This window comes from Domibacillus robiginosus, assembly GCF_000966195.1.
GTDB lineage: Bacteria > Bacillota > Bacilli > Bacillales > Domibacillaceae > Domibacillus > Domibacillus robiginosus.
Genome location: NZ_LAHL01000025.1, coordinates 40,021 through 61,665 on the forward strand (window position 1 = coordinate 40,021; position 21,645 = coordinate 61,665).

16 protein-coding genes are annotated in these 21,645 nt (G+C 43.1%); 1 reads left to right on the forward strand and 15 read right to left on the reverse strand.

Annotated features, from left to right (window positions below):
* Positions 1-361 precede the first annotated feature (361 nt).
* The 12 genes from VP97_RS13930 to VP97_RS13990 all read right to left on the reverse strand — a co-directional run bounded on the left by VP97_RS13930 (position 362) and on the right by VP97_RS13990 (position 16,645).
* Entirely contained in the window at positions 362-1,789 is a 1,428-nt protein-coding gene (locus tag VP97_RS13930) for a sugar porter family MFS transporter (RefSeq protein WP_082220357.1), read from the reverse strand.
* Positions 1,790-2,168: 379 nt separating this feature from the next.
* The gene (locus VP97_RS13935) at positions 2,169-3,314 is read right to left on the reverse strand and encodes a Gfo/Idh/MocA family protein (RefSeq protein ID WP_050182454.1); all 1,146 of its coding nucleotides are present in this window, start codon (positions 3,312-3,314) and stop codon (positions 2,169-2,171) included.
* 971 nt (positions 3,315-4,285) lie between these two features.
* Positions 4,286-5,491, reverse strand: coding sequence for an IS200/IS605 family element RNA-guided endonuclease TnpB (gene tnpB, locus VP97_RS13945; protein WP_050182456.1), 1,206 nt, complete (start codon positions 5,489-5,491; stop codon positions 4,286-4,288).
* 284 nt (positions 5,492-5,775) lie between these two features.
* Positions 5,776-6,804, reverse strand: coding sequence for a LacI family DNA-binding transcriptional regulator (locus VP97_RS13950; protein ID WP_050182457.1), 1,029 nt, complete (start codon positions 6,802-6,804; stop codon positions 5,776-5,778).
* A gap of 62 nt (positions 6,805-6,866) precedes the next feature.
* Complete coding sequence (locus tag VP97_RS13955) at positions 6,867-8,033, reverse strand: MFS transporter (RefSeq protein ID WP_050182458.1); 1,167 nt, start codon at positions 8,031-8,033, stop codon at positions 6,867-6,869.
* Between the two features lie 84 nt (positions 8,034-8,117).
* Positions 8,118-8,969, reverse strand: a complete 852-nt coding sequence (gene fba / locus VP97_RS13960) for a class II fructose-1,6-bisphosphate aldolase (RefSeq protein WP_050182459.1) — start codon at positions 8,967-8,969, stop codon at positions 8,118-8,120.
* 136 nt (positions 8,970-9,105) lie between these two features.
* The gene (iolD, locus tag VP97_RS13965) at positions 9,106-11,016 is read right to left on the reverse strand and encodes a 3D-(3,5/4)-trihydroxycyclohexane-1,2-dione acylhydrolase (decyclizing) (RefSeq protein WP_050182460.1); all 1,911 of its coding nucleotides are present in this window, start codon (positions 11,014-11,016) and stop codon (positions 9,106-9,108) included.
* 29 nt (positions 11,017-11,045) lie between these two features.
* Complete coding sequence (gene iolC, locus VP97_RS13970) at positions 11,046-12,029, reverse strand: 5-dehydro-2-deoxygluconokinase (protein WP_050182461.1); 984 nt, start codon at positions 12,027-12,029, stop codon at positions 11,046-11,048.
* 26 nt (positions 12,030-12,055) lie between these two features.
* A complete protein-coding gene (gene iolB / locus VP97_RS13975; RefSeq protein ID WP_050182462.1) occupies positions 12,056-12,871 on the reverse strand; it encodes a 5-deoxy-glucuronate isomerase in 816 nt (271 codons plus the stop codon).
* A gap of 73 nt (positions 12,872-12,944) precedes the next feature.
* A complete protein-coding gene (locus tag VP97_RS13980; RefSeq protein ID WP_050182463.1) occupies positions 12,945-14,405 on the reverse strand; it encodes a CoA-acylating methylmalonate-semialdehyde dehydrogenase in 1,461 nt (486 codons plus the stop codon).
* Positions 14,406-14,509: 104 nt separating this feature from the next.
* On the reverse strand, positions 14,510-15,400 hold the full coding sequence (locus tag VP97_RS13985) for a sugar phosphate isomerase/epimerase family protein (RefSeq protein WP_050182464.1): 891 nt from the start codon (positions 15,398-15,400) through the stop codon (positions 14,510-14,512).
* Positions 15,401-15,499: 99 nt separating this feature from the next.
* Positions 15,500-16,645 (reverse strand): Gfo/Idh/MocA family protein, encoded by a 1,146-nt coding sequence (locus VP97_RS13990; RefSeq protein WP_050182465.1) that lies wholly within the window; start codon positions 16,643-16,645, stop codon positions 15,500-15,502.
* Positions 16,646-16,826: 181 nt separating this feature from the next.
* On the opposite strand from VP97_RS13990, the gene VP97_RS13995 reads away from it, so the two are divergent.
* Positions 16,827-17,657: an AraC family transcriptional regulator gene (locus VP97_RS13995; RefSeq protein WP_050182466.1), complete on the forward strand. Its 831-nt coding sequence runs from the start codon at positions 16,827-16,829 to the stop codon at positions 17,655-17,657.
* A gap of 423 nt (positions 17,658-18,080) precedes the next feature.
* Here the strand turns inward: VP97_RS13995 and VP97_RS14000 are convergent, their stop codons facing one another.
* The 3 genes from VP97_RS14000 to VP97_RS14010 form a co-directional block, all read right to left on the reverse strand.
* The gene (locus VP97_RS14000; RefSeq protein ID WP_050182467.1) at positions 18,081-19,118 is read right to left on the reverse strand and encodes a Gfo/Idh/MocA family oxidoreductase; all 1,038 of its coding nucleotides are present in this window, start codon (positions 19,116-19,118) and stop codon (positions 18,081-18,083) included.
* A gap of 100 nt (positions 19,119-19,218) precedes the next feature.
* Positions 19,219-20,421 (reverse strand): Gfo/Idh/MocA family protein, encoded by a 1,203-nt coding sequence (locus tag VP97_RS14005; protein ID WP_245629894.1) that lies wholly within the window; start codon positions 20,419-20,421, stop codon positions 19,219-19,221.
* A gap of 222 nt (positions 20,422-20,643) precedes the next feature.
* Positions 20,644-21,642 (reverse strand): ABC transporter permease, encoded by a 999-nt coding sequence (locus VP97_RS14010; protein ID WP_050182468.1) that lies wholly within the window; start codon positions 21,640-21,642, stop codon positions 20,644-20,646.
* Positions 21,643-21,645: the final 3 nt, after the last annotated feature.

Consider the following 21,645-nt stretch of genomic DNA (forward strand, 5'->3'; position numbering starts at 1 on the left):
AGTGTATGCAGGATATTATAACGGAAATCCTTGAAGAAACTGTATAAACACGAGTAAGGCCAAAGCAGGGATAATATCAATCACTTTCAAGAATTCAAGCGAAAATTAAAGCTGTTAAAATCATTTTTTCTCTTCTTGCAAATGATTTTTTGTCTCAATATCACTCTTCAAGTCATTTGTTGGTGATGAAAAGTCTAGACAGAGATACAACTTTCATAAGTAATTTAGCATTAAATTATCTAAACAGTTACAAGGTTCCTCACGGATGTAGAAGCCTTGTAACTGTTTATGTTGTATGCTAGCACCGACAAAATTAAACTACAACTTTTTTACGATTTCAATTCCAACCATTTTCTAATTTTTATTTACTTCCTTGTTTAAAGTTAGCTTCTATTTGCTCCAAAGAAAGTCCTCTCGTCTCTGGCAAGTATTTCGCTAAATAGACGAGTCCTCCGATACTAAATACAGCGAATATGAAAAATGTGTTTGAAAGTCCGATTCCATCCAGAAGAACAGGAAAGAATAACCCCACTAAGAAGTTGCAAATCCATAAAAACAAAACAGCCGTCCCCATACCTATACCACGCAGGCGGGCAGGGAAGATTTCAGCAAGCAGGAGCCATGTTAATGGACCAACAGCACCTTGGAAAAACGCTAGATATAGGACTGTCATTGATAATACTACGTATGGTAATGCTGGAGACTCCGTAAGCACTGTAGCAGAAATACCAATTGCGATAAGAGCAACTGTTACCCCTGTTAAGCCTGTAAGCATCATTGTTCTCCTATTTACCTTATGGAGCAGGGACATACCCACGATAACCGCCACAACGGCGATTACTCCGTTGGCTACATTTGCAATTAATGCTGTTTTTGTTCCAAAACCTGAGCTTTCAAGAATTTGTGTTCCGTAGTACATAATAGAATTTATACCTACTAATTGGGATGTAGCTCCAATAGAAATACCGAGAATGACAATGCGCCGAACCCAAGGCGTCCGTAAATCTTTGAAACTCATTTTTTCTGTATTTTGCTCTTTTGCAATATGTCCTTGAATTTCCTTTAACTCTTGTTGGGCGATGCTTTCACTGCGAATCTGTTGAAGTATTTTAAATGCTTCACCTATTTTTCCTTTTGATGCTAACCATCGAGGGCTTTCCGGTAAAATCAATACGCCGATCCAAAGCGCTATAGCCGGCAATGTCGCGATAACTAACATATAGCGCCACGCATGCCCCGCATCTTCAAAAGTGCTCCCAATTGCAGCATTACTGACGTAAGCAAGAAACTGTCCAGTCACAATCATCAATTCATTTTGAGTAACTAAGACACCGCGCCTGTCTGAGGGAGCCATTTCAGCAAGGTATGATGGAATAACGACGGAAGCACCGCCAACAGCAAGTCCCAAGAGAAAACGGAAACCAACCATTACCGTTGTATTTGGCGCTATAGCACAGCCAATTGATGCAAAGAAAAATAACATCGCAAGATACAAAATAACCTTTCTGCGCCCTTTATTATCCGCTAAGCGTCCTCCAAATAGTGAACCAAACGCAGCACCTAATACTAAAGAACTTGCTACTACACCTTCAGTGAAAGGAGTTAAATTTAATTGATCAGGTCTAGCCATAAATGGAAGCGCACCATTAATAACCCCTGTATCATATCCAAATAACAGCCCACCAAAAGTTGATACAATAGTAACTAACTTCAAAAACTTTTTCGGATCCTTTTCCTTGCCAGGTTCTATTTGAACGGAAGGATCATTAGATAGCTTGACGTTTTCCACGTTAAATTCCTCCTTTTTGATCTTAGATGTTTTAACAAAGAACTGTTAAGCTCCTTGTTAAACATGATTGCAAAGGAATGATAGAATAAACTCTTATCCCCTCTACAGAAACTTTAAATTAAAGTTTATTCACTTTTATGATCACGCTTACAAAAATACTAGAAATAGAAATTACATAAAATAGAATTTACTTATATATCGTTACAAAAAAACTTACCTTTAATAATTCTTATGAAAGAAAACCATGTTAGAATTTGAAATTGACTGATTGTTTGCTCATTTAAAGAATAAAATGAAACGAAAAATTAGGAGAGTATTCATTTCATTTTATTCAAATGAGTCAAAGACTTTTAAATCAGTTGCTGTGCTAATCTTAATTTTAGATAGTCACTCTTCCCTTGTTCTGCACATTCACCCATTGCTGCTTCGCTGCTGATTCCAGGATTGCATCCACCGTCTGGTCAATCTGGGCACCGAATTCAAAGTTGCAAGTGTACGCCGTGCCTTTTGAAACAGCTGACAACAGTTCATGTGCTTCCAGCACTTTCATATCGTTATAGCCAATCGCGATGCCGGCTGCTGGATAAAAAGCACTGTATCCTTTATGATCTGGGCCTAAGAATACTGTCCGGAACCCTCTGTCTGCACTGTCATCTGACGTAAAGTACACATTGACTTCATTCATGCGCTCCAGTGAATAATGAACCGTTCCTTCTGTTCCCTGGATTTCAAACGCCAGGTAATTTTTTCTTCCAGCCGCTACACGGCTCGATGAGATGGTGCCGACTGCGCCATTTTCATAGTTTGCGAGTATTGTAATCACATCGTCATTTTCAACGTCTGCCAGCTCTGTCGATCCAGGTGACACTGGGCGTTGCTTAATCACCGTCTTGGACAACGCGTTAACGCTTTCAATGTTTCCAAGCGCAAACTGCGAAATGCTTAGCAGGTGAGAGCCAAGGTCTCCCAGGGAGCCTGACCCGGAAAATTTGTTGATATGGCGCCATGTAATCGGCAGGCTTGGGTCAAGCAGGCTGTCTTGTGCGTATGTGCCGGAGAAGCTGATAATCTGGCCGAGTTGTCCGGACTGAACCAGGTCTTTGATATACGCATTAGCCGGGTTCATCACATTATTGTAGCCGACGTAATTGACAACGCCTTTTTGTTTAGCGAGCTCAGCCAATTCTGCAGACTGTTCAGCAGACAGCGTAAGCGGTTTCTCGCAGTACACATGCTTTCCGTTTTCCAGTGCCGCTTTTGCTACTTCATAGTGAAACGCGTTTGGCGTGGCGACATCGATGATATCTACATTCTCATCCTGCACAACTTCTTTCCAATCCGTAGTCCATCTGGCAAAACCAAGCTGCTCAGATGCATTTTTTGCGGCTTCTTCACTCACATCAGACACGACTTCAAAAACCGGCTTTCCGGCTTCAGGACCAAAGGTCATCAAAGCGTTTACAAAAGCATTCGTATGAGCCTTGCCCATCCATCCAGCGCCAACTAATCCAATTCTAAGTTCCATTCTATTACCCTCTTTATTTTTAATTATATTGCTTAAGATAAATTTAGTTTATTATAGTAGGCACGCGATGTAATTATTAAATATTGCTAAAGAATATAGGATTCTTGCTTTATTGATTTTTCAGAAAAAATCCGAGGACAGTAAGGTGCTTTTTTTCTAAAATCGTTTTCTTTAATTGTTAAACCACCAAGCAGCACAGTCCTTTTCTCCTTTATCAATAAATCATCCTCGAACTCAAATCATATAGCATAATATATTAAATTATTTATATTATTGTTATTTATTTCCACTCCAACGCCTTAAGTCCTAATTTTCTGTAATCCACTAAGATCTCTCCTTTTGTAAAATAAAAAGAACCTAAATAAGATGTACATTCCCGTTTCAAAAAAGTACATTATTATTTAGGTCCTGCCTGTATAGCTAGTAACTGTCTACAAGAAGATAAGAGTTACTGAGTCGAAATTAATACGTCATCAACAAATTAGAAGTATAAGTATTTTTTTCTCAAAACAAAATATTAAAAGGACAACCACTACCACCCTACCGTTTAACCTTTAATTCTTTCTACAACGTGAAAGCGTAGTGATGGCCTTTTATTCTTTCGTTACTTTTATTTATTGTAATACTTTATCCACTCGTCCCAAATTCCTTCACTTTTGTCTTGCTCCTTGCATTTTGCCGAACGCTCACTGATGCGCCGCTCCCAGCAATTCCTAGCAAAAACGGAATTTGTGCTCTCCTTTATCCTCACCTGTTTGCTTTTATTTCTCCCATGTAAATTAACAAATACGGCACTTGCTTTTGTCCCGAAGTCTCTTGGCAGTGCTTCTTTCGGTACATCCATATTATAGGACAAGAATTGAACTACCGCCCACTTACCTGACGGTTGAAGTGGGGGATTCCTGGGCAAGGGGATCTTCGACCCCCAGTAATCAGGCTAACTCCGTATTCCAACGGTTTTATGACCAACCTTAACCAGACAGAAGCCGAAGGGCTTCTCTTTTGATATTCAAGCTCGCATTCAGGTCCCGATCGTGACGCACACCGCAGGACGGACATTCCCACACCCGGACAGCGAGATTTTTTACATCTTTATGCTGGTGGCCACACCTAGAACAGAGCTGGCTTGATGGGAAGAACGGATCGACTTTTATAACCGTCCGTCCGTACCACTTCGCTTTGTAAGCGAGCATTTCATTGAACCTCGACCATGACGCATCGTGAATCCCCTTGCTTAGTTTATTGTTTTGGACGAGATTCTTCACTGACAAATTCTCCACTGCGATCACTTGGTTTTCATGAACGAGCCTGGTCGTCAGCTTGTGAAGAAAATCTTCTCTTGTGTGTTTGATTTTTTCGTGCAGTTTAGCAATCTGGGCTTTATTTTTTTCCCGCGATTTCGAGCCTTCTTTTTTACGTGCAAACGCACGCTGAAGAAAGGCTAACCGCTTTTCATATTTCTGGTAGTATTTCGGGTTGGCAATGGATTCACCATTGGAGAGCACGGCAAACTCTTTTAATCCCAGATTAATGCCAATGGCATCGCTGGTGCTTGGTTTGTACGGTGAATAAGGCATCTCGCAAATGACCGAGATAGAATACCGGCCAGTACTGCTGCGGCGCACAGTGACACGCTTAATGTCGCCTTCGATGTTTCGGGACTTGGAAAAACGAATCCAGCCGAGTTTCGGCAGCTGAATGCGGTTATCTATCATTTTAATATTGTGATTTGTCATTTTGGTTGTGTAGCTTTGAACCGGTTTTTTCTTGCTTTTGAATGTTGGATGGCCTTTGAAATCATACGCCGTCGGCGTATAACCTTCTGCACATTTTTTAGCGGCTCGTTTTTTTAATTCTTTTTTCGGCTGTTCCTTATATTTTTTGAATCCTTCGTACTGATATTCGATGCTTGCCTGAAGCGCAATACTGTCAGAACCAGACAACCATTTGAATGTTTCTTTTAGCCCAGGGAGGAGCTTTTTAGCAGCTGTTTCTGTATACCGTTTTTTTGTTTTTTCGAAACTCTTGATGTTTTCATTTAAAATATAATTGTAGACAAACCGGCAGCAGCCGATCGTCTGGTTAATCAGTTGTTTTTGCTCGTCACTTGGATGGATTTTAAACCGAAAGGCTTTAAAATGAAGTTTCTTTGTTTCATCTGTTTTGGTTTTCCTCATTTTCCTCATCCCCTGAACGTTTGTTCTGTACCTAATTATACCATTTTAACAATAGAGCGTTCAAGGAAGAAGAATGACTGAAAGAGCAGCGATTCATCCCCCACTTAGCAAGCTTGAAGTGGGGGTGTTCTCGCCAAAATGATAAAGTATGCGTTTGTATTATAAGGTCTTTTATTTGTACTTTAGGACATTTTTATTGAGCCTCTTCATAGACTCGGTGACTATGTATCCTTTCGAAAGACCGAAAACACAATCCTCTGATTACCGGAGTAAAACCAACTAAATTAAACCTTTTCCGCTTCCCCAAACAATTGCTCTTTTTGATAAAATCCACATGATTCTCGAATGATTAATTCATCTTTCATAACGATTTTTTTCCGCTTAATGAATATCCCTTTTAACAGCCGTAGAAGTAAATCTGCGGCTTTTTGGCCAATCTCATATTTCGGCTGGTCAATCGTTGTCATATACGGACTGAAAAATGACGCCATCGGGAGGTTATCAAAACCAACAATCGCAATGTCTTCCGGCACTCGAAGACCATGATCCTTTACTGCCTTGATTGAACCAAGGGCCATCTCATCATTAAATACAAACACAGCCGTCGGGCGATCTTCCAGTGCCAGCAGCTTCACCATTTGTTTGTATCCAGAATCTATATCATAATCTCCTTCCTGCACCCAAGATGGATTAATAGGCAAATCATGGCTCATCATGGCCTGCTGATAGCCGCGCTGGCGGTCCTTTCCTAGAATTACGTCCGTTCCTTTAGAAATATGTGCAATTTTTCTGTGTCCAACGTTGATTAAGTGCTCGGTCACTTTGCGAGCACTGCTGATATTGTCAATCGAAACCGTTGGAATATCCAGACCGTCCATATATTCACATGCTAGAACGACAGGAAACTGGGATGATAATTCTTTTAGACTGTCTCGATCCATACGTGCTGTTAACAGCACGGCGCCCTCTGCCTGCTTTCTATATAAAAGTTCAATGTATTCTTTTTCTCGTTCAATCCGGTTTTCTGTATCCCCTAAAATCACCTGATAACCGTTTTGAAGCGCTGTATGCTCAATGCCGCGCAGCACTTCGGAAAAAAACGGACGGGTGATATCTGGCACTACTACTAAAATCGTTTTTGTTTCACGTGTACGAAACTGGCTGGCGATCATATTGGGTTTATAATTCAGTTCGTTGATAATCTGAATCACTTTTTCTTTCGTTTCTTTTTTGACCAAATCGGGCTGGCGAAGCACCCTGGATACAGTCGCTGGCGATACATTCGCCCGCTTGGCTACATCCCTCATTTGCATTAGTTTTCCACCTGCCTTTCCAGTCCTGATTGGAATATTTCTTAATATAGCTGATTCGTATGCTAAAATACTGATTCCGCTTTCATTCTTTCTTGCCATTTTACGCTGCACCACACCCCTAATACGCTGATAAAGCCTGAAAAGTAAAAGCTTGCCTCCAGACCAAAATACGTATTTAAAATACCAGCCAGAAAAGGACCAACGAACATGCCAATCGCGTAAAGAGCCTGGTACGCTCCCATAGCTGTTGCCCGTTTGGCGTGAGGCATTTCTTCCACCGCCATACCAAGAAAAAGCGGAAATACAAGTCCGAGGGCAAATCCATTTACCAGCTGCAAAGCGATCAAGGCTGCTTTTGTATCCGCGAACGGCATAAGAAAAGTAAAGATGGCTGCGGCAGAAAAAGCAATTTGCAGTGTACCCCATTTGCCAAACTTCGGGACAAACCAGCTGCCGCTTAACAGAGTAGAAACCGCATGCGGGATCATAAACGCAAACACAAGAAGTGTAATTTCGCTTGCCCGCAGGCCGGCTGACAATGCATAGTCTGTTGTGAAACCAAATATCGTGGTAAACATGACACTGTGCGCTAATATGGACAGCAGCGATACTTTTAGCAGCATCGGTTCCTTAAGCGTTGTTCCAAGCTCCTTCAGCTGAACTGGTTCTCGTTTTGCTTCTGAGCTTCCTTCCTTTATGAACAGCGAAAGCAGCAGACCTGTAGCGCCAGTCATAATACCGATCCAATACGGTGCATGCCAGCCCCACTCTTCCACGATCCATGCACTGAGCGCCATCCCAAGCAGCTGGGCAAACACGACCGCAAACGATAAATGGCCCATCGCCCGGTGCAGATCCCGCCCCGCTGCGTAGCTTGAAAAAAGAATGGTAAAAGCCACCCAGGTGGCGGCAGCGATGCCCGCCAGTGAACGAGACAGAAGCACCCAGCCAAGGCTTTCGGTCAGCGCAAAAGCTAAACAGCTGAGCAGACTTACGGCCATCCCAGCCACAACAAAGCCTTTTCGCTTATTCCAAAGATCGGACCCGATACCGATCGGAAGGCGAAATAAAAACTGCATCAGCCCGTAGCTTGCCAGAACGATCCCGATAAAGGTATATGTGCCCCCTATCTGCTCGATGTAAGGAGAGAGCATCGGAATATAAATAAAGTGCGAAAACCAAAAAAGAAAAGAAATCAGTAAAAACAACCTTTGACTGTGTTTGTTCATATGCTCACATCCTGCTCTTACTCTTTGAGAAAAAGGAGCCGCCCTTACGGACCAGCTCCTCTCTCTTGATACCAGACAAGCGTATTAGGCTTTGCCGCTCGTATTAAATTCTCTCATTTTCCCTTTTACGGCGTCCTTTACTGCTTCAATGGCCGGCAGTAAAATCAGCCGCGGCTCGTATACATCCGAGTTTTGGTTTAATGTTTTACGGACAGAGGCGGTCCATGCCTGGATGCTTTCTGTGTTGACATTAATTTTTGCGTGGCCAAGCTCTATGGCGCGCTGAAGCTGATGAAGCGGAATGCCGGAGCCGCCGTGCAGGACAAGCGGCACATCCGTTTTCTCCGAAATTTCTTTCATTTCATCAAAGCCAAGCTGCGGCTCACCCTGATACGGGCCGTGAACCGAACCAAGTGCCGCGGCCAGTGCATCAATGCCGGCTTCCTCAACGATTCGGATGCATTCATCCAGATTCGCATATTGAATACCGCCGACCATGCCATCTTCCTGCCCGCCGACTGTACCAACTTCTGCTTCAACCGTGACCCCTTTTTCCCTTGCATACGCGACGACTTCCTTCGTCATCGCAATATTTTCGCCGATTGGGCTGTGAGAGCCGTCGATCATCACAGACGTATAGCCTGCATCAATCGCTTTCTTACAGCGCTCGACGCTCATGCCGTGGTCTAAATGAAGCGCAACCGGCACGGTAATATTTAATTCCTCCATCAGCGCCTTGACCATCTCGGCAATCGTTGTAAAACCGCCTAGATAATCAACTAGCCGATCGGACGAGGCCAGAATAATGGGCGCCCGTTCTTCTTCTGCTGCCTGCAAAAACGCCTGAGCAAATTCCAGACCATTAATGTTATACTGTCCAACGGCGTAGCCGCCCTGCTTTGCTTTTTGCAGCATGTCTTTCATCGATACTAACATACAATCAGCCCTCTACTTTCTCTGTTAACCCAAGGCCTTACTTCATTTTTTTGAAGCATTAACTTGCTTGACCAGTCTACTTTGGCTTTCCAAGCAAATACGGCGTTCGTTGCCCTGCACTCTGTGTGATCTCCGCTTAGTACGTTTTCGCCGTTTCTAGTTTTTCCGCTCTTGCAGCATAGGCTTTTTGAACGCTTTCAGACTCGGATACTTCAGCTACTCCAACATTCCACCAGCCGTCATAGCCATCCGACATCGTTTTCGGAAGCACTTTCATGTCAATCAATGTGGAAACGGACTGCTTTTTCGCATCTTCAAGCGCTGCTTTCAGTTCTTCTACTGTGTTGGCTTTGTATGATTTTGCTCCGTAAGCTTCCGCCACTTTCGCATAATCGATGTTCATAATCTTGTTGTCATGTGTACGGAACTCACAGAAGTATGTTCCGCTTCCATTACCCATCTGCAGGTTATTAATACATCCATAACCAGAGTTATCAAACAGAAGAATATTGATTTTTTTGCCATACTGAAGCGCTGTTACAAGCTCGGTATGAAGCATTAGGAAGCTCCCATCGCCGACGGCCGCATATACTTCGCGGTCCGGGTGAGCGAGTTTCGCACCCAGTGCACCGGCTACTTCATATCCCATACAGGAATAGCCATATTCAAGGTGGTAGGTATTCGGCACATTAGAATGCCATAAGCGCTGCAGGTCGCCCGGAAGGGATCCAGCTGAACCAATGATGACGCTGTCCGGTGCGACTGCTTCATTAGCCGCAACCAAAGCGGCCGTTTGGGTGAATTCAGTACCTAGCACATCGGCATATTCATTCATTGTTTCCTGAGAAAATTGATCCTTGATTTCCGGCGTAAAGCTTTCGCGATTAAACGTTACGTTCGCCAGCCGGTCGCGTTCTGCCAGCCATTCTTCTTTCCAGGCTGAAAGCAGGCCGCCAAATGCGGTTTCATAATCTCCCAAAAGAGATGCCAGCTGTTCAAGCGCCGTTTTTGCATCGGCGACTACCTGGAATGCGTCCAGCTTATACGCCTGCATGCGGCTAATATTAATGTTTAAGAATGATGTTTTTTCAAAATCAAACTGTGTTTTGGATGAAGTAGTAAAGTCGGTATAGCGTGTGCCGACACCGATCACAAGGTCTGTATCACGGGCCACTTTATTTGCAGCCGACGTACCAAGGATGCCTAAGCCGCCCAGGTTATTTGGAAACGACACTTCCACCGTTGATTTCCCGGCCTGTGTTTCCACAAGCGGGATATTATGTTTTTCAGAGATTTGTTTTAAGATGTCACGGGCACCTGAATAACGGGCACCACCGCCGACAATAATAACAGGCTTTTTGCTTGCTTTGATTCGTTCCGCTGCACCCTGCAGTTCGCGTTCAACAGCCGGCTTGCGGTCCAAATAATGAACGCGTTTTTCGAAGAAACGCTCGTCGTAGTCAAACGCTTCCCCTTCGACATCCTGTGCGATGCAGATCGTTGCCGGACCGGCTTTGGCCGGGTCTGTCATCACTTCAAAGGCGCGGATCAGTGCGGACATGAGCTGTTCCGGGCGCGTTACGCGGTCCCAGTAGCGGGAAACTGCCATAAACGCTTCGTTTGTCGTCACGGCTGTGCTGTGTTCATGCTCCAGCTGCTGCAGCACCGGGTCAGGCTGGCGCGAGGCAAAGGTATCCGCTGGAAGCAGGAGAACCGGAATATTATTCGCAAACGCTGTTCCCGCTGCGGCGATTAAATTCGCAGAACCAGGTCCGGCAGATGTCGTGACCGCATAGATTTTGCGGCGGAGCATTTCACGGCTATAGGCGATTGCGGCATGCGCCATGCCCTGCTCATTCTTTCCCTGGTAGACTTTCAAATGGCCGGCATCCTGCTCAAGCGCCTGGCCGATCCCTAACACGTTTCCGTGACCAAAAATGTTAAAAATGCCTTCGACGAAGGGTGTTTCTTCGCCATCAACGTGAATGTACTGCTGATTTAAAAATGTAATTAACGCTTGCGCGGTTGTTAGTCGAATGGTTCCCATCTCTTATTCACCTCTTACCGAGTCATTTTTTATACGTGGACAGCAGCGGCAATTAGCTGCTCAATCTCAGAAGCTACCGGCATCGCATCAGACGAGCTGTGCTTGCTGACCACGATGGATGCAGAAGCACTGCCGTATTTTAAAGCCGTTTCAATATCCTTTCCGCTGACAAGTGCGTAAAGGAAAGCAGATGCATAGGAATCACCGGCACCAAATGTTTTCAGTACGTTTGTTTTGTACGCCTGTGCCCGGAATACTTCTCCTGATTTTGCGTACGCGTATGACCCTTCTACTCCATGCTTGATGACCACAAGATCAGCTGAATGCTTGAATAAGTTTTGAATGGTTTCGTTGTTGTCGCCGCCCTGAATGTTTTCCATTACATCAAACTCATCGCGTGTGCCAATGATGATATCGGACTGTTCCGCTACAAGTGAGTAGTAAACGGCTGTTTCTTCTGACGACTGCCATGTGTACGGACGGTAGTCCAGTTCAAAGACAATTTTCACGCCGTGCTTTTTCGCCAGGCTGACCGATTTCAAAACGGCTTCCCGTGACGGGCTTTTTGCCAGGGCTGTACCGGATACAAGCAGGATTTTTGCTTTCTGAATGTAGTTTTCGCTGACTTCAGACGGCTCCAGGTATAAGTCTGCCACATCGTCACGGTACATTAAGATGCTGCACTCATCCGGGCTTAAAATTTCCGTAAACGCAAGACCTGTTTTATGCCCTTCTTTGTCTGTGACCATGTTCGATGTATCCACACCGACTTCACGCATGTATTTTTCAATGAATCTTCCATGCTGGTCATCAGCTAATTTGCCGATAAAGCCGACCTTCAAGCCAAGCTTTGCGCTGCCGATGGCAACGTTTGCAGGCGAGCCGCCCACGTATTTCGTAAACGTCATCGTCTCTTCCATTGGCATGTTGTATTCGTTTGCATTTAAATCGATGCAGGCACGTCCAATGGCGATCACATCAAGTTCTTTTTCGTTGTTAAATGTATAGTTCATCTGAGTTCACCGCTCCTTTAATTTGGTTAACGTTTTAGAATCCACTCATGGTCTGGATCATTGTAAAACTTCCAGATACGTGTCGGGCCGGCCATGACATTTAAGTAGTAGGATTCGTATCCATCCGGCACGCCGACTGGATGGTAGCCTGCTGGCACCAGTACAACATCACTGTTTTCAACAGTCATCGTTTCGTCGATCGAGCGGTCATCAGTATACACACGCTGGAACACGAAGCCCTGCGGCGGATTCATTTCATGGTAGTAAGATTCTTCTAAGAATGACTCATCCGGCAGGTTATCCTGGTCATGTTTGTGCGGCGGGTAGCTCGTCCAGTTGCCGCTTTCTGTGTACACTTCTACGACAAGCAGGCTGTTTGCGCGCGGGTCGGAATCCGGCAGGATATTGTGAACCATCCGTTTATTGCTTAAAATGCCGCGGTTTTCAACCCCTACCTCTGATGCTTTTATCAAGCATGTTGGAAGCTGCTCGGCAGACGGTGAGTAGCAAAGCGCGACACGGGCAGCCGTTACGCCTTCCACTCGGAATGTTTTATCGTTGGAAATATACACACTGTCTGTCGGCACTTTCTCAAATACATTTTCACGTGTGCCAAGGTTACAGAATTCTTCGCTTCCCTCGGTAACGTTTATCTTGCCTGTCAGGGCGACAATGCAGCATTCTGTTTGGTTTAATGATTCGGTGTACGTGGCGCCGGGAGCCAGGTCAATGACTTTAAATCCGACATATTCGAGAGGGGAATTTTCTTGTGTGACGTCATGAACGAGTGTGATACCTTCTGACTGTTCGTTTTTCATTGGTTTTTGAAGCAAGCGGCTCATCTTATGTACCTCCTGATTTTTGCTTGAATGGCCTGCTGTCCGGATTGTACCGGACAGCGAAGCGGATTCAAGATTACTTCACGTAGCGTGCTGTGACCATTTTCTTGCGTGTAAAGAATTCAACGCCGTCTTTGCCATTTGCATGAAGATCGCCGTAGAATGAATTTTTATAGCCCGAGAATGGGAAGAAGGCCATTGGCGCCGGTACACCGACGTTAATGCCAAGCATTCCTGCATCAATCGTTTCGCGGAACTGGCGTACCGCTGCGGCGCTGTCTGTGTACAGGCAGGCACCATTCGCAAGAGTGGAAGCATTCGCTGTTTGAACACCTTCCGCCAAATCTTTTACGCGGACGATGGAAAGAACCGGTGCAAAAATTTCATCCTGCCAGATTGTCATCTCCTGTGTCACATTGTCAAAGATTGTGGCACCAAGGAAGTAGCCGTCTCCTTTTGAGGCTGCGTCTTCGCGGCCGTCACGCACAAGCGTTGCACCCTGCTCGATACCGGCTTCAATGTAGCCAATTGTGCGCTCTTTTGCATTTTCGCGGATGATTGGGCCAAGGAATACGCCGTCATCCAGGCCGTTGCCGATTTGAATGTTGTCGGCTGCTTCTTTTAATTTCGCGATAAACTCATCGGCGATGCTGTCTTCTACCGCCACAACAGCTGCGGCCATGCAGCGCTCGCCCGCTGAACCAAAAGCTGCGGCGGTTACTTCTTTTGCGGCCAGGTCAAGGTTTGCATCTGCCAGCACGATCGAGTGGTTTTTCGCTCCTGCAAGTGCCTGTACGCGCTTCAAGTTGGCTGCGCCTGTTTTGTATACGTATTCTGCCACTGGCTGCGACCCTACGAATGAAATAGCTTTCACTTCTGGATGCTCAAGCAGGCCGTTTACGACATCATGCGCTCCGTTTACGATGTTTAGTACGCCGTCTGGAAGGCCGGCTTCTTTAAACAAATCTACAAGTTTGGCTGCCAACAGAGGCGTGCGCTCAGACGGCTTCAATACAAATGTGTTACCGCAGGCAATCGCCAGTGGATACATCCAGCAAGGAACCATCATTGGGAAGTTAAATGGTGTGATACCGCCAACAACGCCAACCGGGTAACGGTACATGCCTGACTCGATGTTTGTGGCGATGTCTGGAAGCTGGCTGCCCATCATCAAGGTTGGTGCACCGGCTGCAAATTCTACGCATTCAATCCCACGCTGTACTTCACCCATGGCTTCTGACAGGCTTTTTCCGTTTTCAATCGTGATCAGCTTCGCCAGCTCTTCCCAGTTGTCTACAAGAAGCTGCTGGTATTTAAAGAGGACACGTGAACGTTTCGGAACGGCTGTCTGTGACCACTTTTCAAACGCCTTGCTTGCGGCCTGTACGGCATGGTCTACATCTTCTTTTGTAGAAAGCGGCACCTGGGCGATTTCTTCGCCTGTTGCTGGATTTACAACCGTTTCAGTCTGGCTGGACAGGGAATCTACCCATTCTCCATTTATATAGTTTTGCAGTTTTTGCACTTTAGTTATCACTGTATTTCCTCCTTGAAAATTCTATTTTATATAATTTCCAATACAAATCTAGATAAGAGAACAGCCACTCATGAAGGCTGCCATTATCTCATCATTCGTTGAGTTTAAACTTCAACTGTTTTATTGATTTTATCTAAGTATTCTTTTGTTCTTTTAGCAATTGGAAACGGCTTATCAAATGGTGCCGGATACATATCCTGTTCCACAATCGCCCAGCCATTAAAGTTGATCTCTTTCAAGACTTCAAAGAATGCTTCCATATCTACTACGCCCAATTCAGGTTCACACATGACATCTTCACTTACTGCTTTGGCAAAAGACCAGCCTTCTTGCTGCATCTGTTCTCTTACCTTCAGGTCACAGCTCTTAATATGAAGATACGGAATGCGGGCATGGTGCTTGCGCATAAAAGCAACCGGATCTCCATCTGCATATGCATGGTGGCCTGTATCCAGGCAGAGGTCGATGTCCGTGTCATTTAATAGCTTTTCAATCTGCTCTTCTGTTTCAATATGGCTTTGTGCATGCGGGTGGAACACCACTTGAAGTCCATATTTGGCTTTTGCATGGTTTTTGATTCGATTAATGTTCCCAATGAACTGGGCCCACTGTTCATCATTTAATACTTCAGGCCGGATCAGTTCACCGGTAAACAGATCTGTATAACAGTCATCAATTAATACCACATATTTTGCTGTCGGGAATCTTAGCTGGAGATCAGCCATTTCGTCTAGCAGTGCAATCATTTCATCTGTTTTCTCATCTGACATAAGATCACCGACAAGCGTGGTAGCCGTTAGTTTTAAGTTTCTTTTCTCAAGCTCTTCTCTCAATTGCTCGTACTGATTCGGAAGATAGCCCCAGGGTCCAAGCTCGATCCCTTCATAGCCGGACTCTGCCATTTCATTCATGCAGCGCTCCCATGGAGTTTGTTTCTCGTTTTGTGGGAACCATACTCCCCAGGAATCAGGTGCTGTACCAATCTTTACATTCATAATAATGACGTCTCCTTTTCTTTTTCATATTAATTTAATTATTATTTATGAGGGGGAGACTTTTCTCCCCCTCAACACAGTGCTGTCCAGCCTTTATTTTCAGATAGTGACTTTCCCTTGATTTTTTACATTTACCCATTGCTGTTTCGCTGCCGATTCCAGGATCGCATCCACCGTCTGGTCAATTTGGGCACCAAACTCAAAGTCACATGTATACGAAGTGCCTTTTGAAACAGCTGACAACAGTTCATGTGCTTCCAGCACTTTCATATCGTTATAGCCAATCGCGATGCCGGCTGCTGGATAAAAAGCACTGTATCCTTTATGATCTGGGCCTAAGAATACCGTCCGGAACCCTCTGTCTGCACTGTCATCTGATGTAAAGTACACATTGACTTCATTCATGCGCTCCAGTGAGTAATGAACCGTTCCTTCTGTTCCCTGGATTTCAAACGCCAGGTAATTTTTTCTTCCAGCCGCTACACGGCTCGATGAGATAGTGCCGACTGCGCCATTTTCATAGTTTGCCAGAATTGTAATCACATCGTCATTTTCAACATTGGCTAGTTCTGTGGAGCCGGGTGATACAGGACGCTGCTTAATCACCGTCTTAGACAACGCGTTAACGCTTTCAATGTTTCCAAGCACAAACTGCGAAATGCTTAGCAGGTGAGAGCCAAGGTCGCCCAGGGAGCCTGATCCGGAAAATTTGTTGATATGGCGCCATGTAATCGGAAGGCTTGGGTCAAGCAGGCTGTCCTGCGCGTATGTGCCGGAGAAGCTGATAATCTGGCCCAGTTTGCCGGAATCAACCAGGTCTTTGATATAGGCATTAGCCGGATTCATCACATTATTGTAGCCGACGTAATTGACAACGCCTTTTTGTTTAGCGAGCTCGGCCAGTTCTTCAGACTGTTCAGCTGAAAGCGTAAGCGGTTTCTCGCAGTACACATGTTTTCCATTTTCCAGTGCCGCTTTCGCTACTTCATAATGGAAGGCGTTTGGCGTAGCCACATCAACGATATCCACATTCTCATCCTGTACAACTTCTTTCCAGTCAGTCGTCCATCTTGCAAAACCAAGCTGCTCAGCTGCATTTTTTGCGGCTTCTTCACTCACATCAGACACGACTTCAAAAACTGGCTTTCCAGCTTCAGGACCGAAGGTCATCAAAGCGTTTACAAAAGCATTCGTATGAGCCTTGCCCATCCATCCTGCGCCTACTAATCCAATTCTAAGTTCCATTTTTCTATCCCCTTTAGTTATTATTTTTTATTAATTATTGCTTTCTGAAACCTATTTTATTAAACTACATATAAAATTTCATTACTGAAAACTGCCAAAAAATATAAGATTCTTGCTGTATTGAATTTTCTAATAAATTATTGTGATTTTATGATATCTTTATAGAAAGGAGGCGATAGTATTGGTTGAAAAAGGGGTATTATCACATTCAAAAATGTTTTTCCATACGCCAAGTGAATTTTCTAAAAAAGCACTTTTTCACTTGATTTACTCTGGGACTTTTTATTGCACAGATAAGTACCTCATTAAGCGGGATAATTGGAATAGTTACCTGTTTATGCATATTAGAAAAGGAAAAGTGAAAATTCAATATGAAGATAAAGAGTTTCTCGCTCCTGAAAATACATTTGTCTTCCTAAATTGTCATAAACCACACTTATACCAGGCGGAAGAACAAACGGTTTTTGACTGGTTTCATTTTTCAGGAAACGCAAGTGAGGATTATTTTGAATACCTCTTTAGTAAAAATGGGTGCGTGTATTCAATTGATAACAATTTTCTGATTTGCGATAGCATAGAAAGTATTTTAAACATGGCTGAAAGCGACAGAATAGATGAAGATGCTGCGTCTATTATGATCCATAAAATTCTGTATGAATTAAAGCAGCTTGTGAATCGGGAAGAGGAATTTCATCTTAAAACACTTAGGAGCGTTATCAAATACCTTGAAGGTCATTACAAAGAACAAATAACAATTACAGATCTCGCGAATTGCGCTAACTTAAGCCCTTACCATTTTTCAAGGATCTTTAAAAAACACATGAACTGTTCACCTTATCAATACTTAACCATCTATCGTATTAATAATGCAAAAAAGCTTTTGCATAACACAAATTTGTCCGTTCAGGAAATTGCCTATTCCAGCGGATTTAACAGCGTTTCTAATTTCATAACGGTATTTAAGAAGCATACTAGTCTATCACCTAAAAAATTTAGAGAAATACAGTTTTGACGCAAAAAGTTCTGCTGCGAAATTTTTATTTAATACTGCCGCTTAGCTCATCCTTTTCCAAAAAAAAAAGAAGCGGGCGATCCGCTTCTTCATGCTCTTTTAAACGGAAGTTTTGCTATTCTTCCGTCATACTTGTTTCATTTTGCCCCTACTATAAAAAATGTCTTTCCGTCTACCATAAACTTCATCCGAATTCCTTTTTTGATCTGCCTTGAGTGTATAAGAGTAATCGTACGCTGTCTTATTTCATTACCACCTTTCTTGTTTACACTGATTTTTTCTTTATTAAAAAAAGAGTCAATAATGGAAATATATGTGATGCATTGGCTAGATCAAAGGACGAAATTTCACTAACTTAGCATATTTTTAATGTTTTCATTTTGAGATATAAGATGGCATACAAACTGGTACTCTATAGCCTTTTTATCTTTCTACAGAAGAAAGTTCTCCTTCTGATTCTTCAACGTATACTTCTCTCTGTTCCTTTAACGATTTATTGGCAGCTACTAAAACTTCAAGAGCTTTTAATCCGTCCCTTGCTGTTACCTTTGAATCGTTCCCTTCACGCACATCACTGAAGAATTCATCCAATTCCAAAGAATAAGCAGTGGCAAAACGTTCAGAAAACCCAGGTAAAATATCATGCGTTTGACCAGATTTCGTTAAGATATTTACATTGTGATGATTTAGAGCATTGCCAATTTGGATGGTACCTTCAGTCCCGACTACTTCAGCACGGATATCGTATCCGTAATATGCATTTCTACTGGCTTCTATATCTCCTGCCGCTCCTGATGTAAAGCGAATGAAGCTAAGTGCATGATCAACATCATCATATTCAGAAACAAACGGATACTTCAGTATACTTCCTTTTGTATCTACTGATTGTATTTCTGAATCTATTAAGAACCGGGCAATATCGAAATCATGAATTGAAACATCTGTGATAATCCCGCCGCTGTGTTTAATATACTCAGGAGGAGGAGCCTGCGGGTCTCTTGATATCCCTCTAAAATAAATAGGCTTCCCTATATCACCAGCGTGAATTCTTCTTTTTGCTTCCGCATATGCAGGATCAAACCTTCTCATAAAACCAACCTGGCAAAAACTTTTACTGTCTTCAATGATTTTTGTAATTTCTTTCGCTTCTTGTACAGTAAGTGTCAGCGGCTTTTCTGCAAAGATTGCTTTTTTGCTGTTAGACGCTTTTTTTAACAACTCAAAATGCGTACTTGTTGGTGTTGCAATAATTACTGCGTCGATGCTGTCATCTTGAAAAATATCTTCTGCGTTATTTGTGAATTTAGGAACACCAAGTTCCATTGCTGCTTTTTCAGCTCTTTTTAAATCCATGTCACAAACGGTTGTTACTTCTACATTTTGAATTTTTGATGCGTTTAAAGCATGCCAATAGCCTAATCTTCCTAATCCAAGAACAGCACAACGAATACGTTTTCCCATCATCTTTCCCCTTTCTGCAGTTACGATTATTAATAATTGTTTTTTATTTAACTATTTGAAAATCGAACATCTACTTAAGAATCAAAAACTTGCATTACTCTTAGTTATCAAATACTTTTGTAAATTCCTCAGTATTTTCCTTTGAATTCTTTTTAATGGACTCTTCACTCGATGGAAAATTTTTAGGTAATGGATTTGGTTGCAAGCATGTACTGTTAAGTGTATAAAATTTTCCCAGATCCGATGAATTTAATATACCTACCATCGCTTCAAGAGAATGATAGGCCATTTCGGAATTTGCTCTTTCTGGACGATTATCCCGAATTGCATAAGCCATGTCTGCTAATCCTAAGCCTCGAGAGTCTTCATGATACCCATGAGTTGCAGGCACTTCACTCCAGTATTCAGAAACCTTAGCTCTTGGTAACTCACTCCAGCGTGACTGCTCCTTTGTTCTTACTAGTAGCGGGCCTCCAAATAAATTGGGTCCATGAAAAGGATCTACATCTTGTATAAGCAATGTTCCTTTTGTTCCATAAATCTCCATTCTCGGCAACTCAGAATCCCAAACGTCATAGCTAGCGATAAATGTTGAAATGACACCGTTTTCAAATTCCAAGTTGCCTGTCACGTGCGTAGGTACCTCTACCGGGATTTTTCTTCCGCTGTTTGGAACCGTTCTCTCCAGATAAGTTCTTTTTGCTAAACCACTACACTTAGCGATAGAACCAAATAAAGAAATAAGCGCGGTGATATAATACGGCCCAATATCAAGAAGCGGCCCTGCTCCCTCTTTAAACAAAAAATCAGGATTTGGATGAAGCGACTCAGGTCCGGGATAGACTACAAATGCACTTGCTGCTATTGGATCACCGATGATGCCTTGTTCTAAAACTTCTCTGCAGGTTTGAAGTCTTGCGCCTAAAAACGTATCAGGAGCACAGCCCACACGCAAACCTGTTTTTTTAGACAGATCTATAATTTTTTTTGCATCCCTAAGATTTGTTGCAAGGGGCTTCTCTGAATAAACATGCTTTCCAGCCTCCAGAGCAGCCAAAGTAAACTCCGCATGAACATCAGGTGTAGTTAAATTTAAGATAATATCAATTTCCGGATCATGTATTAATTCATCGATGGTACATGCTTTAGAAATGTTATATTCAGTAGCCTTTTTTTTCGCTTTTTCTATATTCCGGCTGGCACAAGCTTTGATTTCAATAATGTCAAACTTTTTGCATGTTTGAAAATAAATATCACTGATTTCTCCGCAACCCAGGAGGCCGACACTATACTGTTTCACCATAATTTTTCTCCTTCTGTTGTGTCTTTGAACCAGAACTATATTGTTTAACTTCTTTTAATCGTTTTCTGTCTTAACATAGACTTTTGCCTAGTTCTTACTTTTTCACCTAACAAGAAGAGTGAAGTCCCTGATAAATGTTACCTAAGGTCATCAAGGACTCCACTTTTAAATTCCAGTTCATATGAGACTATATCATTTGAAGTTTTTGTCGATAAAATCAAATTATGCTTTTTTGCTCTTACGCTGACGAAGTACGTCTACGTAAACCGCTGCGATAATAACAACTCCGATAACAGCCATTTGGAAATCAGCTGATACATTCAGCAAGTTCAGACCGTTACGAAGAATCGCGATAATCATCGCACCGATCAATGTTCCCCATACTGTTCCAACGCCGCCGAAAAAGCTTGCACCGCCGATGATAACGGCTGCGACTGCATCGAGTTCATAAGAAAGACCAGCAAGAGGGAAAGCCGAATTTACGCGGCCAACCATGACAAGGCCAGCAAGACCTGCCATCAAACCGCTGAGTGTGTAAACAATTAGTAAAACACGATCAACATTAATACCTGAAAGATGGGCTGATTCTCTGTTTCCACCGATTGCATAAATATAACGGCCTGTTTGTGTTCTTGTTAAGAAAATATGGAAAATCACGTATACGGCAATAACAAGCAAAAAGCTTACCGGCACTGGTCCGACAAATTCACTGCCTAAAAATTGGATTAAGAAAGGAAAACCGGCAATTGGTGCGGCTGCTGTGATAATTAGTGCCAGACCACGGGCAATATTCATAGTACCCAGTGTTGAAATAAATGGGTGAGGTAAGCGCAATTTTGTTAAAAGTAAACCATTAAGTAAACCAAATCCGGCTCCGACTGCCAAGCAAACAATAATTCCCAAAACCGGGCTTAAGCCCATATTTACAGAGACAATCCCCATGGTCATAATAGAAATAGCCAGAATTGAACCAACTGACAAGTCAATCCCTGCTGTTAAAATCGGTAGAAGCATCCCAATGGCAAGCAATGCGTTAATACTGGATTGCCGGGCAATATTCATGATGTTATTCATTGTCATAAATTTATCCGATAAAATGGTCAGTGTAATGACTAGAATAACTAACCCAATAAGAGCTCCAAACTTGCTGACAAAGCCTTTCACTGTTTTTTTCTCGCCTGAAACCTGTTCTTGTTCTTTTGAAATTGCTGCTTCACCCATACT